At 63.0% G+C, this 13,800-nt stretch carries 15 protein-coding genes; 2 read left to right on the forward strand and 13 right to left on the reverse strand.

The window, feature by feature from the left end; translation table 11 throughout:
* Positions 1 to 4: 4 nt before the first annotated feature.
* Positions 5 to 982 carry a TauD/TfdA family dioxygenase gene (locus HU737_RS06435; protein ID WP_186556089.1) on the reverse strand — a complete coding sequence of 326 codons (978 nt, stop codon included), beginning with the start codon at positions 980 to 982 and terminating at the stop codon, positions 5 to 7.
* 200 nt (positions 983 to 1,182) lie between these two features.
* Between HU737_RS06435 and HU737_RS06440 the strand changes: the two genes are divergently transcribed.
* Together HU737_RS06440 and HU737_RS06445 are read left to right on the forward strand one after the other, a co-directional pair.
* On the forward strand, positions 1,183 to 1,398 hold the full coding sequence (locus HU737_RS06440; protein WP_125859230.1) for an MbtH family protein: 216 nt from the start codon (positions 1,183 to 1,185) through the stop codon (positions 1,396 to 1,398).
* Positions 1,399 to 1,402: 4 nt separating this feature from the next.
* Positions 1,403 to 2,818, forward strand: a complete 1,416-nt coding sequence (locus HU737_RS06445) for a diaminobutyrate--2-oxoglutarate transaminase (RefSeq protein ID WP_125859229.1) — start codon at positions 1,403 to 1,405, stop codon at positions 2,816 to 2,818.
* A 128-nt stretch (positions 2,819 to 2,946) separates the two neighbouring features.
* Here the strand turns inward: HU737_RS06445 and HU737_RS06450 are convergent, their stop codons facing one another.
* The 12 genes from HU737_RS06450 to HU737_RS06505 all read right to left on the reverse strand — a co-directional run bounded on the left by HU737_RS06450 (position 2,947) and on the right by HU737_RS06505 (position 13,734).
* Entirely contained in the window at positions 2,947 to 3,675 is a 729-nt protein-coding gene (locus HU737_RS06450; protein WP_125859228.1) for a TIGR03747 family integrating conjugative element membrane protein, read from the reverse strand.
* A 24-nt stretch (positions 3,676 to 3,699) separates the two neighbouring features.
* Entirely contained in the window at positions 3,700 to 5,826 is a 2,127-nt protein-coding gene (gene traD, locus HU737_RS06455; protein ID WP_186556088.1) for a type IV conjugative transfer system coupling protein TraD, read from the reverse strand.
* Positions 5,827 to 5,835: 9 nt separating this feature from the next.
* Entirely contained in the window at positions 5,836 to 6,255 is a 420-nt protein-coding gene (locus tag HU737_RS06460) for an integrating conjugative element protein (RefSeq protein WP_186556087.1), read from the reverse strand.
* Positions 6,252 to 6,806: a lysozyme family protein gene (locus tag HU737_RS06465; RefSeq protein ID WP_186556086.1), complete on the reverse strand. Its 555-nt coding sequence runs from the start codon at positions 6,804 to 6,806 to the stop codon at positions 6,252 to 6,254. The genes HU737_RS06460 and HU737_RS06465 overlap by 4 nt, the downstream gene beginning before the upstream one ends.
* Positions 6,788 to 7,507 carry a TIGR03759 family integrating conjugative element protein gene (locus HU737_RS06470; protein WP_186556085.1) on the reverse strand — a complete coding sequence of 240 codons (720 nt, stop codon included), beginning with the start codon at positions 7,505 to 7,507 and terminating at the stop codon, positions 6,788 to 6,790. Before HU737_RS06470 ends, HU737_RS06465 begins: the two co-directional genes overlap by 19 nt.
* Before the next feature lie 10 nt (positions 7,508 to 7,517).
* On the reverse strand, positions 7,518 to 8,189 hold the full coding sequence (locus HU737_RS06475; RefSeq protein WP_186556084.1) for a hypothetical protein: 672 nt from the start codon (positions 8,187 to 8,189) through the stop codon (positions 7,518 to 7,520).
* Positions 8,186 to 8,587: a PFGI-1 class ICE element type IV pilus protein PilL2 gene (gene pilL2 / locus HU737_RS06480; RefSeq protein WP_225915588.1), complete on the reverse strand. Its 402-nt coding sequence runs from the start codon at positions 8,585 to 8,587 to the stop codon at positions 8,186 to 8,188. Before pilL2 ends, HU737_RS06475 begins: the two co-directional genes overlap by 4 nt.
* A gap of 239 nt (positions 8,588 to 8,826) precedes the next feature.
* A complete protein-coding gene (locus HU737_RS06485; protein ID WP_186556082.1) occupies positions 8,827 to 9,543 on the reverse strand; it encodes a DUF5983 family protein in 717 nt (238 codons plus the stop codon).
* A 64-nt stretch (positions 9,544 to 9,607) separates the two neighbouring features.
* On the reverse strand, positions 9,608 to 10,102 hold the full coding sequence (locus tag HU737_RS06490) for a JAB domain-containing protein (RefSeq protein WP_138736126.1): 495 nt from the start codon (positions 10,100 to 10,102) through the stop codon (positions 9,608 to 9,610).
* 68 nt (positions 10,103 to 10,170) lie between these two features.
* The gene (locus tag HU737_RS06495; RefSeq protein ID WP_186556081.1) at positions 10,171 to 10,428 is read right to left on the reverse strand and encodes a hypothetical protein; all 258 of its coding nucleotides are present in this window, start codon (positions 10,426 to 10,428) and stop codon (positions 10,171 to 10,173) included.
* Between the two features lie 67 nt (positions 10,429 to 10,495).
* On the reverse strand, positions 10,496 to 11,023 hold the full coding sequence (locus tag HU737_RS06500; protein ID WP_186556080.1) for an STY4534 family ICE replication protein: 528 nt from the start codon (positions 11,021 to 11,023) through the stop codon (positions 10,496 to 10,498).
* A gap of 743 nt (positions 11,024 to 11,766) precedes the next feature.
* On the reverse strand, positions 11,767 to 13,734 hold the full coding sequence (locus tag HU737_RS06505; RefSeq protein WP_186556079.1) for a DNA topoisomerase III: 1,968 nt from the start codon (positions 13,732 to 13,734) through the stop codon (positions 11,767 to 11,769).
* Positions 13,735 to 13,800: the final 66 nt, after the last annotated feature.

Genomic DNA, 13,800 nt, shown 5'->3' on the forward strand with positions numbered 1-13,800 from the left:
TGGGTCACTCCTGAGCCGGTTCGGCCATGGCCACGATCACTTGCCGTGGCCCTTTGAAGCTGGCGCGGCCATGGGCCACCAGCATGTTGTCGAGCATCAGCACATCGCCTTGTTCCCAGGGGAAGCGCACGGTGCATTGCTCCAGTACACCGCGGATTTCTGCCAGCGCGCTTTCCTCCAGCTCGCTGCCATCGCCGTAATACACATTGCGCGGCAGGTCGAGCGGGTCGTCGACCACGGCCAGCAGGCTTTCACGCACCGCTGGCGGCAGGTTGGAGACGTGGAACAGGTGGGCCTGGTTGAACCATACCCAGTCTTGCGTGACAGGGTGGCGAGCGGTGGCTTGGCACACCTGGCGGGTGCGCAGCTCGCCGTCGTCCTTCCATTCGAAGGCGATCTGGTTGGCCCGGCAGTAAGCCTCGGCGACGGCGCGGTCCTCGGTGTTGAAGGCCTGTTCCCAGGGCAGGTCGAGGCCATTGCCGTAGTTGCGCACGTACATCAGGCGCTTGTCGCTGAAACGTTGGCGCAGGGTGGGGTCGAGCTGCTGGTAGATCTGCCGGCTGTCGGCGATCGGTGTTTCGCCACCCTCTGCACTGGGCTGGACACAGTGGAACCAGATCTTCATCGGCCACTGCAAGGTATACGACTGCTCGTTGTGCAGCGGGATGACCTGGTGCGCGGGGTATTCGGTGGAGGTGTACACCCCCTGCTCGATTGCCTTGCGCGGGGTGGAGCCGAATTCGTAGTTGAGCAACGGGTGGCCAAAGCTGCGTACCAGTGCCTGGAACGACTGTTCACCCAGCACATCGAAACCCCGCAGCAAGAGGGCGCCACTTTCATGTAGGCACTCGTCGGCCAGTGCATGCAATGCCTCGATGCTCCATGCGCCGGGCTGCTCCGGCTTGACCAGCAGCGGCAGATTGCGGTTTGGCATGAGCGCTTGCACCGACAGGCCATTGTTCTGTCCGACACCTCGTCCCATGAGCTTGCTCCTTTGTTCTCTTAGTTGTCACAGCCAAATGCCATCGTGGGTAGACCACCGGGCGCCGGCGAAATATATACGAAAGATATGGCAAGTGTTAATGCTATTTATTAGCATTCGCACGTTTCGTAGCGCGCCTCGACTGGGCCTTAATCGGGCAGCCGGGATCCATGAAAAAACTCTTGTCCAAGGAATAGAAAATGAGTTGGGAAAAGGCTGAAAGCGGGTTCGTAGTGGTGGTCAATCATGAGGAGCAATATTCGATCTGGCCGGATTACAAGGCCCTGCCTGAAGGCTGGCGCGCGGTTGGCCAGCAGGGGGACAAGGCCCAGTGCCTGGCCTGGATCGAGCAGCACTGGACGGACATGCGTCCGCTGAGTCTGCGCGTTGCCCTTCAATCCGGCGGCCAGCGCTGATTACATGCAGACGAGGAGTTCATCCATGGAAGATGTTCAGTTCCCTCTGTTCAGCCTGGCGCATTTTCGCCAGCAACCCGCCCGCAGTTTCGAGGCTGAGCCAATGCTGGAGCGGCAGGCTGCGCGCGAGTCGAATGCTCGCTCCTACCCGCGTCGCATTCCGCTGGCGCTCAAGGAGGCGCACGGTCTCTATGTTCTCGACAGCCGTGGGCAACTGTTCATGGACTGCCTGGCGGGCGCTGGAACCCTGGCGCTTGGCCACAACCATCCGTGCACCCTGGCGGCGATGCGCGAGACCCTGGACAGCGGTGTGCCGCTGCACACCCTCGACCTGACCACCGCAGTCAAGGACGAGTTTGTCGAGACCCTGTTCAATGCCTTGCCGCCGGCCTTCGCCGCCCAGGCACGCATCCAGTTCTGTGGGCCGACCGGCGCTGACGGCATCGAGGCGGCGATTAAGCTGGCGAAGATCGCCACTGGCCGCAAGGGGATCTTCTGCTTCTCTGGCGGCTACCATGGGATGACCCACGGCGCCCTGAGCCTGATGGGCAACCTGGGGCCAAAGCAACTGCCGGGTTCGCTGATGCCTGATGTGCAGGTGCTGCCTTACCCCTATGACTATCGCTGCCCGTTCAGTATTGGCGGTGAGGCTGGGGTGGACGCCGGCCTCAGCTACATCGAGCAACTGTTGACCGATCCGGAGTCCGGCGTATCGCTGCCGGCGGCGGTGGTGGTGGAAGTGGTGCAGGGCGAGGGCGGCGTCATTCCGGCGCCGACGCGCTGGCTCCAGGGCCTGCGCAAGCTGACCCAGGCGCACGGTGTCGCGCTGATCATCGACGAGGTGCAGAGCGGCATCGGGCGCACCGGGCGGATGTTCGCCTTCGAGTACGCCGGCATCGAGCCGGACATCCTGGTGATTTCCAAGGCTGTCGGCGGCGGCCTGCCGTTGGCGGTAGTGGTTTACCGCGACAGCCTCGATGTGTGGAAACCAGGGGCCCACGCCGGAACGTTCCGCGGAAACCAGCTGGCGATGGCCGCCGGTACCGCGACCTTGCGTTACATCCAGGCGCAGGGCCTGGTGGCCAATGCCGAGCGCCTGGGCGAGCATCTGATGGCGCGACTGCGCGAGGTGCAGCGCGACTTTGCCTGCATGGGCGATGTCCGTGGGCGCGGTCTGATGGTCGGTGTGGAGCTCGTTTGCACGGCGCCGGGCCAGGCACGGGTGCCGGCTGGCGATGGCGCACTGGCCAAGGCCCTGCAGCAGCAGTGTTTGCGCGAGGGCGTCATCCTCGAACTGGGCGGGCGGCATGGTGCGGTGGTTCGGTTCCTGCCGCCATTGACGATCAGTGCCGAGGAAATCGACGTGTTGGTGGAGAAGTTCCAGCACTGTCTTTCTAGCGTTGTGGCCAGCACACACTGAAGTGTGTTTTGTTAACGCTGGAATAGTAGGTATGCAAAGCACGTCCCACATTGAATGGATCATCGAACAGTGAGTGGAAAAATCCGAATTTGTGGGATAGTGCGAGCTCTGATACTGCAGTCCATTTATCAGAGATATTTTTTGAAGGTAGCAGCTGTGATCGCCACCATGCAGCCGAGCAGTGCTGCACAAGGCACTAAGACCCAGATGGGGTTGAGTGTCCAAGGTAGGGAAAGGTAGATCACCCATGGGCTAACCATCAATGGAAATAATGTCCGCTTCGCTCGGTGGTAGACAAAACTGCTCTCGCGATCGGCGCTGAATTTGCGAAGGTCTCGGCGCATCAAGCCATCGACAGCGCCGGTGATCACGGCGAGCAGGAATAGCGGCGTGGCTAGGGTGAGGACGGCGAGGCGCACGACGAAGGTGAATACGGTGAATAGGGCGGCCAATAGGTAGTCCTGCAGCACAACGTACGCTTGAGCAAACTGACCCTGCACCGAGACTTCATGACTTAGGAGTTTCAGTTGAGTGTCTGAATGCGCCCAGCCGGTGCGGACCACGACCCAATCGCTCAAGTGCTGAAGCACTTTAGCGGTGGCTTGCGCGGGTTCCTCCACGAGCAGCGAGTTTTTGAAGTGATCGCTTAGCCATCCCAGCTCACTCAGCCACATGGCATGGCTGTGATGCCAGCCCTGCTCGGGCCAGAACCAGACCATGCCCACGAACTCCAGGATGATGGAGAAAATCAGCGAAGCGAACAGCAGACCGAGCAGCCGCAGACAAAGCTCAAGCGTGCCGAAGATCAGCCCCGGACGTTTTTGCGCAGGAGGTTGGCTGACTGGAGTGGTCGGCATAGGGGCTCCGCAGTACTTGGTCGCTTACGGCGCGTGCCTGCGCCCTGGTGGAGGCATCTCGGGATCGAAATCTGCCGTGGGTGCGCCTCCCGCGTTACTCCACCAACTCCCCGCATTGGCGTTATAGGACTCTCGCATACGCGCCGCCAGGGTCTGCAGGTCTTCTGGCATAGCATCATCGCTGGCCGGTTTCGGTAGCGGCATGCTCACCTTCCACAGTTGCCCGCCTTCCTGAAACGAGAACATCTGGCCCTTGGGCAGGGCGATAATGTGCGCCGGTTCGATCAGTGGTACGGCAGTGGTGGTGACCCGGTCCTGCGAAGAGGAGGTGAAGTCGGTACGGGCATCCGGATCGGCGGTGTCCGTCGCTCCGGAGACCAAAGTGCGTGTCTGCACGTTGACCTTGGGCAGCTGGTTGGTCAGTAGTTCAGCGGTGGCGGTTTCCCGTACGCGCAGCATCTGCAGGGTGTTGAAGTTGCCGATGACCTGGCCGGCCTTGGCCCGGTTGCCGATACGTGCCTCGATGTCGCTCAAGGTCTGGGTGTAGGCCGTGACCTGGATACCGGCACCGCCGCCCTTGTTGATCAGCGGGATGAACTCGTCGCCCATCAACTCGTTGAACTCGTCAGCGTGCAGGTTGATGGGCACCTTGTCCGCTGCGCTTGAGGAGCCGGGCAGGCCGTGATCGATGCCGTGTTTGTAGATGTGGCCGGCGACGGAGACCAGGTCGGCGAACATCGAGTTACCGACTGCGGCGGCCACTTCGGCATCCGATAACGCGTCCAGGCCGACGTAGACGATGCCGCGTTTGCGGATGACCTGTAGCCAGTCGAAGATCGGTCGCGGATCATCCAGGTCGGAGTAATTCGGGGCCAGCAGTTGTGCAGTCTTGCCACTGGTGAGTTTTTCCAACAGTGGCAGCAGCGACGCCACGATCTTGTCGAAGTAGGTGCGGTCGTAGCGCACGGCAGAGCGCAGGCCGTCCATTACCGGGTCGAAGATGCGCTTGGCGGTCAGGTACTGCTCGATGGCAACGACGCGCTTTTCCCGGCCAACCATATGCCGCGGAATGTTCTTCTCGTTCAAGCGGCCTTCGATCTGCACGATCGCTTCCCAGGCCAGCGGATCATGGCGGGCGAAGAAATGCTGGGCATACTCGATAAACAGCGCATCGATGTTCACCACATGGCGCTGGATCTGCAGGTAGTCCGGGCGGCGACCGAGCTCAATCAGCGCCCTCGCGATGATGTTGACGAAGCGCCAAGCAAACTCGCGAAAAGCCGCCGAGTTGCCTTCACCGCTCAACTGGCCGGCGATCCGGGTAGCGACTTCCGAAATGCGCCCGAAGCGGCCGATGGCGTTGTAGCGTGCGGAGATCTCCGGCCAGCCCAGGTGGAAGACATAGAACTCGTGCTCGCGGCCAGCGCGCCGCGCCTCGACGTACATGCGCTTGAGCAGGTCGGCGTCGCCCTTGGGGTCGAAGACGATGACCACTTCCCGGCTCGGTCGATGGATGTCCTGGGTGATATACACCTCGGCCAGGCGAGTCTTGCCCACCCGTGTGGTGCCCAGCACCAGGGTATGTCCAACGCGCTCGCTGAGCGGCAGACTGGCTTCCTGCTCCTTCGGTTCGACGCCGTGCAGCAATGGCGAGCCGCCCACCGGCGGTAATGGACGCACCGGATTGAACGGGCTGTCCCACGCGGTCAGGCGAGGCAGCAGTGATAGTACCGGTGGGGCTTTCTCCAGTAGCTGTTCCATGCGTCGCGCCCACTGGTGGGCAGTCGACTGGTTGACATAGCGGGCCAGCGCCGGGTCCTGAGCTTCGAGCAGGCGCTGCGTGTGCAGGCGGGTCCAGCGAAAGCCGCGGCCCATGAACAACCGCTTGCTGCTCACCGGAATCTGCCGGCTGGTCAGCGAATAGCGCGGCAGGCGGCGGATATTGCGCCGGTAGCGCAGGACGATCCGCGCTTCGTTGAGCCGCTTCAGACCGAACGCGGTGTAGGCCAGGGCCATGCCAGCCCCTACCTCAGGCGACAGGGCCACGGCCCAGGGTGAATGCAGGCACAGCGCACCGGCACCGGCGCAGAGACCCACGGTGTACAGTTCCACCGCCGGTCGCAGCAGGGATTCCATCGCATGCTCGCCCATGAAGTACCCTCACTGTTGCAGGTTGGTGGGCGTGATCAGCACCGGGTAGTGGTCCAGCTCCAACCGTTCGGCAATGTCGTCACCACTGACTGGCCAGATGTTCAGCCCGGGCGCTGCCGTCTGGATGCGACGCAGCGCCTGCACATTGTCTACTTCGACCGCCAGCCCGTTGGCGCCCAAGTCTTGTAGCGCCTGGGCGTGCCGCGACAGCCACTCCACGGAAGCAGGGTCCTGCCCAACCAGGAACAACGGCGTCATGCCGGGCAGTCTCAACGTCCTGGGCAGCACGGGACCTGGCGAGAGGCGAGCGCTGCGCACCGGCAGCACCCAATTCAACGTGGCTGGGTCGGGTGGGCTTTTGGACTCAGCGCTCGCGGCAAGTGACAGCCAGGGGCAGAGAGCTATGGCGACCAAGTGCAAACGTCTCATGGCAGGGACCGCCCTGGTGCCGTCGCGACGGGCTGGACGCGCTGCCAGTGACGGGTGAACTGACGGCGATAGTGCGCCGCAGGAGGACCACCGGCAGGCCGGTGATAGCGGCCGGCGGCGACAACCCAATCACCGGTATCGGCAAAGTGCGCGCGCAACAGCTCGGCGGTGACAGCGAGGTTGGTGCGGGGATCGAGGGCATCGCAAGCGCTCGGGTAGCGGTCCGGGTGATAACCCAGGTTGGTTTGTCCCAGCCCGACATCAATGCGCTTGGGGTCGTGGCGACTGAGCGCTTCCCTCAGTGCGGCACAGGCCTGGCCGCGTCGGGCAAACCGCAGTGGTGAACCCGCCACATTCAGGGTCCACGGCCAGGGCATAAGCTGTCCGCGCAGCGGTGTACCACTTTCCTGCAGGGCGATGGCGAACAGCACCGAGGCGGGGATACCGGCACGCGCGGCCGCCAATTGATAGGCCGGCGGCGGCAGAGTATCTGCGTGAACGCTGGCCGCCCCGACCATCGCCAGGGCGAGAATCAGTCGACGCGCTGCCATTTTCCATCCACCTGCTGATAGCGGGCTGGCAGGGGCCGGCTGGCGCCCAGGGCAAACCAGCGGCCGCGGTCATGGTTCAAGGTGACCTGGCCGCCGCTGACCTGTGTGGCGGTAATACCTGCACCCTGCGCCCATTGGCGCAACCGCGTATCGTTGCCTTGGCTGCCGACCAGGTACACATCCAGCCGCGCCCCGGCCCGCAGCCATTGCTGGAGGCTGGTCACGCAGGCGGCGCATTTGTCTTCCACGAAAAGCGCCGTACGGCTGCTGTTCGAGGGTTCGGCATCGTCGCTCATGCCCTGCATGGGCTGCAGACCTGGAAACAGCCGTGCCCAGGCCGCGGAGTAGGCCTTCTGGTAGGCCAGTTCGCGCTCGGCACGCTTGGCTTCCAGACGGACCTGCAGCTCGGCGTAGCGCTGCCGCTCCTGATCCGAGTTGGCCTCGACACCCAGGGTGGTGAGCGGGTCAAGTTGCGGCGACCAGTAATGGCGGGGGCCGGTCTGCAGGCGCTCAAACGTGGCCCATTCGTCATCCGTCAGGCCCCAGGTCTTGGCCTGGTCTGCAGCAGACGCCTGTCGTGCCAGCGGCGACTGCTCACTGAACTGCACCTGAGCGTCGACATGCTTGGGGACACTCGAGCCCTGATCGGCGAACACGTAAGCCGGCAGTAGGATGAGCGCAAGCGCAGAGAACCTATGCACGTTCACCTCCTCATGGGATGGGCAGGGTGCGATCGCCATGGCCCGGAACGTAGAACACGGCCTGGCCCTCGCGAATCGCCCGCAGTTGCCAGCCGTTCAAGCTGTCACCGGGCTGAAGCAGGTGCACGGTGGACAGTGCATGGGTGCCGGCAGGCAACGCAGTCACGAACCTGATGGTGCCGCGCATCTCGATACCCTGCAGGGTGAAAGGCGGCTGCGGCGCCGTGGCTTTTGATTTTTCGCGGAAGGAGGCAGGTTGGGATGCGGCGGTAGCTGCTGGCACCTTAGGACCGGTCGAGAGCTTCTCGAGTGCCGCTTCTGCCTCCCTCATGCGTTGCGCCAGGGCGGTCAGATCGGCGCTGCTCGGTCCTGGCGGTGCCGCTTGCAGGACCCTGACGGAGGTCGCCAGCTCGTCGAGTTGCTGGCCGAGCGTTGCCTGCGCAGTGGTCTGCTGGTGTTGTGCGTCTTCCAGGGCCGCGACTTGTGGCGAAAGTGTGGCGAGTGTGGTGCGCAATTCCCCGATGTCGCGACGCAGTGACGGGCCAGGGTCAGCCGGCGCATTCCGTGCAGCAGTCTGCAGTTCTGACAGTTGCTGATGCTGGTTGTAGCTTTCAGCCGCGAGGACGGCAGCCCCCAGGCATAGCGCGCCGATCACCAAGGCCTGAAAATGGTGAACCTTCATGGTGCGGTCTCCAGTGTCGAGAAGGGCGGCTTGGGCGGGGGCAGGCGCAGGGCGTAGCACACGCTCCGCTCGACCGAATCAATGTCCAGTCGCCAAGCGGGGCCGCCGATGACGGTCAAGGCATCCAGTAGTGAAATCGGCCCGAGGTCGTGATGCACGGCAGGCAAGGGGCGGTGGAACAACCGCGCCACGGCAGGGTCATCGGGACAGAGGGAGTAGCCCGAGTGCTGCAGCACGTGGCGCAGCGCTTCACCGACCGTCGCGTGCAGCGCTGGAGCGATCTGGACGTTGATCAGCTGATACAGCGGTTGGCGCTGCTCCAGCGTTGGCCGGGTGCTGGCCAAGGTGTAGCGGTCCTGTCGGACCCAGGCGGGTACCGGGGATTTTGGCTTGGCCATTGCGGTCGGGGCCGGTGCAGGTGGCGTAGGGGTGGGCGCCGGTTGAGGCGTGCTGCAGCCCAGCAACGTGAGCATCAGTCCGAGTGTGAGGAGCGTGGGGGTATGCATGACCAGATCTCGACAAAAGATGCCGACACCTTGTCGAAAAGCCAGAGCGCGCCCCTACCGAAAAATCGAATCTCCCCGGCCGATTTACGCTGGCGCAACCATGAAAAAGGCGCCCGGAGGGCGCCTTGAGGTCAATCTTCGGTGAACAACGGCAGTTCGGGGAGCGGCCGCGCATCAGGGTCGAAGATCAGCAAACGGGTGTCTGCTTCACCGGCCATCAAGAGCAGGCGCAGCAGGACCGGTGGCACATGATCTGCGCGCAGACGTGCAGTCACTTCCTCAATGCGGCAGTAGCTGCCGCTGGCGGCAATGTTTCTGAGCCAGGGCGTCGAGTACAGCTTGCAGCCCACCGCGTTGTTGCTAGTCAGCACGAAGCATTCGAAGAAGCTCGACGGTGAGCGACACCAGGCGCACATCTGCAGGAACTCGAACTCATCTGCTGGTAGGTGCGCACTGCTGATTTCCCAGCTGCGGCTGTAGTGCCCGTTGGTGAATGACAGCTGCTCAATCAAGTGCTGTGCGGCTTCCTCGTTGGGGAGATCGCTGACGTGTTGCCGGCGGCCATGGTGCAGCCCTGTGACCTGGTAGAGCACCTGGCTCACGGTACCGTCGGCAGGGAACGGCATACGGACAAACTCGGGCACGCTTTTGCCGTCGGTGATCACCGCGAAGTCATCATCGAACAGGCACGGCTGGAAATTAATGCCGTCATCCGGCAGGTCATGCAGCGCAGGGTGAAGGGATCGGTAGCAGGGCGGGCAATCGTCGGCGTAGCTGATTTGCACCACACGTTCGAAGCTCAGGTCCTGAAAGCCGCGGAGGAAGGGATTGCGAGGGGAAGTGGACATGGGGTGCTCCAAGAATGCGAAGGGCACCCCGTACAGGCAGTGACCCTCCAAGTGGTGGGGGTGGTCAGATCCAGCCGTAATCGGCCAGCGACAGCGGCGTGCCTTCACCCACGATGATGTGGTCCAGCACACGTACCTCAACCAGGGCCAAGGCTTCGATCAGGCGGGTAGTGAGCACCCGATCGGCGCCGCTCGGCTCCGAGCAGCCAGAGGGGTGGTTGTGGCTGAAAATCACCGCAGCGGCGTTGTGCTCGAGTGCCTTAACGACGACCTGGCGCGGGTACACGGAGGCACCGTCGATGCTGCCGGTGAAGAGGATGTCGAAGCTCAGCACGCGGTGGCGCGAATCCAGGCAGAGCAGGGCAAACACCTCATGGTGATAGGGTGCGAGCTGCAACTTCAGATAGGACGCTGCATCGCACGGTGTGATCAGTTGCTCGCCGCGCTGGAAGTAACGTTGATCCAGCAATTCCAGCGCTTCGGTCAGCAACGCATCCTCGCGGGCACGCTGGGCCAATGCAGGGTCAAGACGCTCGACTCGGTTCTGGGCAGTGTTCATGGGCAATTCCTCGTGGGAGACGGAGCGCCCCCAGGGGGAGAGCCCCAGGCTGGTGAGAGAGTGGTGAGTCACAGACGCGTAAAGCGATGTCGAGCTCCATGCAGTGGGCTGTGGCAGCCCTCACATGGTCGGGTGGAAAAGACCTCGATGCCGGTGCCAGTGCGGGGATCGAAATCAGCACTCAGTGGCAACAAGGTTTGCAGTTCGCTGCGCAGATGGGCGATGCGTTGGTCGACCTCAGCCTCGCTGTAGTAGAGCGACAGTGCACTGAAGTCGTCATACGCGACTGCCTGCAAGCAGTCCTCGCACAGCCAGAAGCTTTCCATGGCGGCCTCCGACGTAGATGAACCAAAGGCGTTCGGGAGAACGCCTATGGTTGCCGGTCAAGCTGCCTCAGGCAGGCTGGCGAGCGGCGGTGGATTTACGTGCAGCAGCCGGGGCAGGCTGACGCTGTTCGGCGTCAGTAACTGCCTCGTCCACTTCCGCTACAGCCTCAGGGGCAGCAGCGGACTCGGTGCGAGCGGGTGCACGGTAGCTGAATTGGCCATCGACCTTGATCCATTCGATGAAGATCAATCGGCCTTTGAGGCTCGCGCCGGGTTGCCCCTTGCGCTCGCCTTTCTCGTACATGAACGGATCAACCCAGAGGTCGCCAATGCGAAACGCGATGAGAACTTTGCGTTCCGCGCGGACGTCTTCCAGGTGCTCACGGATCAGCCGGTCGGCTTCACCGCTGGCAACCTTGCAGTCGAAGCGGGTGTACTCGACGTCGTCAGCGGCACCGTGCAAGGCGGCAATGTCACACGCCATGAACGCTTGCCCACGGCGAACCGGGACTTCGCGCACACGGTTCAGGTAACCGATGCCTTGGGTGTGCAGATTGAAGTAGGTAGTAGGGGCGTTGTTGCTTGCAGTAGTCATGATTGATCTCCTGGTGAGCAGAAACGCGGACAGCCACCGGCCCTGGCGGCTGGTGAATTCCGCAAGGGGACGTACACGAACGTGATCGTTTAGAGGGCGCTCATCACTGCCGGAGGCAGTAACCGTGCGAGCTACCGAACGCGGATCGCACTTGGGGAGAACCACCCGAAATGGGCGTAGCCTTGAAGGTTCTGGCTACCTGGACGCGGTCAACGACAGCGGTGTGCAGCCCATCTATACAACCCCGGGAAAGGCCCGTCAACTGCAGATTCGACGGGCTCTAGGCAAGCGGAAGTGGTTGGTGCTCAGTGGATTCTAAGCGGCGAAAAAATAGCCCGACGGTCGTCAGGCTAGGAGGAGATGGACCACGCTTGACCCGGCAATCGGATACCGGGGTTCGTCGCAAAACCACCGCTATCGATCCGCCTGAATCAACCGACCCTTGTCGTGGCCTGGGTCGGAATCAACTGGCACGCATCCGCGCACAAAAGGTGCCCAGTATTTCGCCGGCGGGCACCGGAGCTGAGCATCGTCGCCGAAGCGGATGACCTGTACGACCTGGCATAAGTCGTACAGGTCATCCGCCTGGGTAACTTGAAAACGCTGAGAAGCGATCCGAGGACGCTGAGTAGTGTGGCTCCGAACTCTACGAGTCCGACCGAGCTGCCCGGAGCGAATCGGTCTTTGGTCGCCAAGCGGCGAGGTGCCTGATCACTACACCAGCGGCGCTGTCCCGCGTCAAGTTATGCGTCCTTCGAGCGTTTGGACTTGGCCACCGGCTTGGTGCCCTTGCAATCCGGGTAGCGGGTGCACGACCAGAAGCTGCCGGTGCGGCCCTTGCGCTGGCGCATGGCGCTGCGGCAGACCGGGCAGTTCGGCCCTTTGACGGGAGGTGGGCGCAGGGCCAGCGAGGCGTGTGAGCGGACCAGGCGCGTCAACCACTCCGCCTGCTTGGCGAGAAAGGTGTCGACGCTCAATTGGCCCGCTTCAATGCGGTCCAGCGCCTGCTCCCACAGTGCCGTCAGCACCGGGTCAGCCACCTCCGGCGGCACTGCTTCAATCAAGGTGTGGGCTGCGGCCGATGCCGCCAGGCTGCGTTTCTTCTTGGTCAGATACCCGTGGTCGATCAGCCCCTGGATAATAGCCGCGCGGGTCGCTTCGGTACCCAGCCCGCAACTGTCTTTGAGCTTCTGCTTGAGGTGTGGGTCTGCCACCTGGTTGGCGATGGTTTTCATGGCCTTGACCAACGTGCCCTCCGTGTAAGCTTTGGGCGGCTGCGTACGCTGGGCCACGGCCGTGGCATCTTTCAACGCCACCACGGCGGATTCGCGTAGCGTGGGCAAACGCTGGGCCTGTTCGCCGACCTCGTCGCCGTGGTTTTCGTCGATCACCGCCTTCCAGCCACGCGCCAGGATCTGCTTGCCACGAGCCAGCAGAGCTTCGGTCCCGCTCTGCAGCAGCACCTGTGATTTCAAGTATTCGTGCTCCGGCAGAAACTGCGCCAGGTAGCGGGCGCGGATCAGCGCGTAGACCGCCTGCTCGCGCTCGGTGAGCTGGGCCAGGTCTAGGGAGACGGCAGTGGGGATTATGCCGTGGTGCGCGGTGATCTTGCTGCTGTTCCAGGCGCGAGAACGGCGGCAGGGGTCGACCTCTTGCAGTGCCTTACCCAGGGATGGGCTGGCGGCGGCCAAGGCTCGAAGGATTCGTGGCACCTCGTCGAGCATGCTCTCGGGCAGGTAACCGCAGTCGGTGCGCGGGTAGGTCGTTGCCTTGTGGGTCTCGTACAGGGCTTGTGCGGTGGCCAATGTTTCCTGGGCGCCCAGACCCAGTTTAGCGGAGCAGATCTCCTGCAAGGTGCCCAGGTCGAACGGTAGCGGCGGACCTTCGCGAACGTGCTCGACATCGATGCTCTGAACGCGCGCCGTCGCCTGCTGGTTCAGACGTCGAGCCGCTTGCTGCGCCGCGAGCTCTTCAGTGCAGTGGCCATCGGCGTCACAGGCTGTCTTCGGCGGCTGCCAACGCGCTTTGAAGGTGACGCCCTCAGTCTCCACTTGGGCATCGACAACCCAGAACGGCTGTGGCACAAAGCTCGCGATCGCCCGGTCTCGCTCCACCACCAAGCGCAGTGTCGGCGTCTGCACCCGCCCCACCGGCAGCAATCCCTCGAAGCCGGCGCGACGGCCGAGGAGGGTGAACAGCCGGCTCAGGTTGATGCCCACCAACCAATCGGCTCGAGAGCGGGCCAATGCGCAGTGGTACAGCGGCAATGTCTGCTCACCCGGGCGTAATGCGGCCAAGGCGCGGCGGATTGAGGCATCGTCGAGTGCGGACAGCCACAGACGCGAGATCGATCCCTGGTACTGGCAGCGTTCGAGAATCTCACGGGCGATCATCTCGCCCTCGCGGTCTGCGTCTGTGGCAATGATCACCTCGCTGCAGGTGCGCAGCAGTTGGCTGATCACCTTGAGCTGGCTGGCGACCTTGGGTTTGACCACTACTTTCCAGCGCGCGGGGATGATGGGTAGATGCTCAAGCGACCAGCGTTTGTAATCGCCATAGGCTTCCGGTGGCGCGGTCTCCAGCAGATGCCCGACGCACCACGTCACGGTAATGCCTTGCCCCAGCAGGCAGCCGTCGCTGCGACGATTGGCCTGTAGGACGCGGGCAATGTCCCGGGCTTGGGATGGTTTCTCGCAAATAAACAGGCGCATGGCTTGGCCCTCTCGGTGAATACCGACAGGGTGGCGGGGTGACTAGGGACTACTAGCAAAAATACG

Source organism: Pseudomonas urmiensis (assembly GCF_014268815.2).
In the GTDB taxonomy this organism is placed as follows: Bacteria; Pseudomonadota; Gammaproteobacteria; order Pseudomonadales; family Pseudomonadaceae; genus Aquipseudomonas; species Aquipseudomonas urmiensis.

What these genes read in the sequence shown, in the direction of transcription:
- pilL2 (WP_225915588.1), bottom strand. Translation starts at nt 8,587, where the DNA reads ATGGCCAAGCCAAAATCCCCGGTACCCGCCTGGGTCCGACAGGACCGC.
- HU737_RS06450 (WP_125859228.1), bottom strand. Translation starts at nt 3,675, where the DNA reads ATGCCGACCACTCCAGTCAGCCAACCTCCTGCGCAAAAACGTCCGGGG.
- HU737_RS06435 (WP_186556089.1), bottom strand. Translation starts at nt 982, where the DNA reads ATGGGACGAGGTGTCGGACAGAACAATGGCCTGTCGGTGCAAGCGCTC.
- traD (WP_186556088.1), bottom strand. Translation starts at nt 5,826, where the DNA reads ATGGGCGAGCATGCGATGGAATCCCTGCTGCGACCGGCGGTGGAACTG.
- HU737_RS06465 (WP_186556086.1), bottom strand. Translation starts at nt 6,806, where the DNA reads ATGGCAGCGCGTCGACTGATTCTCGCCCTGGCGATGGTCGGGGCGGCC.
- HU737_RS06500 (WP_186556080.1), bottom strand. Translation starts at nt 11,023, where the DNA reads ATGACTACTGCAAGCAACAACGCCCCTACTACCTACTTCAATCTGCAC.
- HU737_RS06460 (WP_186556087.1), bottom strand. Translation starts at nt 6,255, where the DNA reads ATGAGACGTTTGCACTTGGTCGCCATAGCTCTCTGCCCCTGGCTGTCA.
- HU737_RS06485 (WP_186556082.1), bottom strand. Translation starts at nt 9,543, where the DNA reads ATGTCCACTTCCCCTCGCAATCCCTTCCTCCGCGGCTTTCAGGACCTG.
- HU737_RS06475 (WP_186556084.1), bottom strand. Translation starts at nt 8,189, where the DNA reads ATGAAGGTTCACCATTTTCAGGCCTTGGTGATCGGCGCGCTATGCCTG.
- HU737_RS06445 (WP_125859229.1), top strand. Translation starts at nt 1,403, where the DNA reads ATGCAGACGAGGAGTTCATCCATGGAAGATGTTCAGTTCCCTCTGTTC.
- HU737_RS06495 (WP_186556081.1), bottom strand. Translation starts at nt 10,428, where the DNA reads ATGGAAAGCTTCTGGCTGTGCGAGGACTGCTTGCAGGCAGTCGCGTAT.
- HU737_RS06490 (WP_138736126.1), bottom strand. Translation starts at nt 10,102, where the DNA reads ATGAACACTGCCCAGAACCGAGTCGAGCGTCTTGACCCTGCATTGGCC.
- HU737_RS06505 (WP_186556079.1), bottom strand. Translation starts at nt 13,734, where the DNA reads ATGCGCCTGTTTATTTGCGAGAAACCATCCCAAGCCCGGGACATTGCC.
- HU737_RS06440 (WP_125859230.1), top strand. Translation starts at nt 1,183, where the DNA reads ATGAGTTGGGAAAAGGCTGAAAGCGGGTTCGTAGTGGTGGTCAATCAT.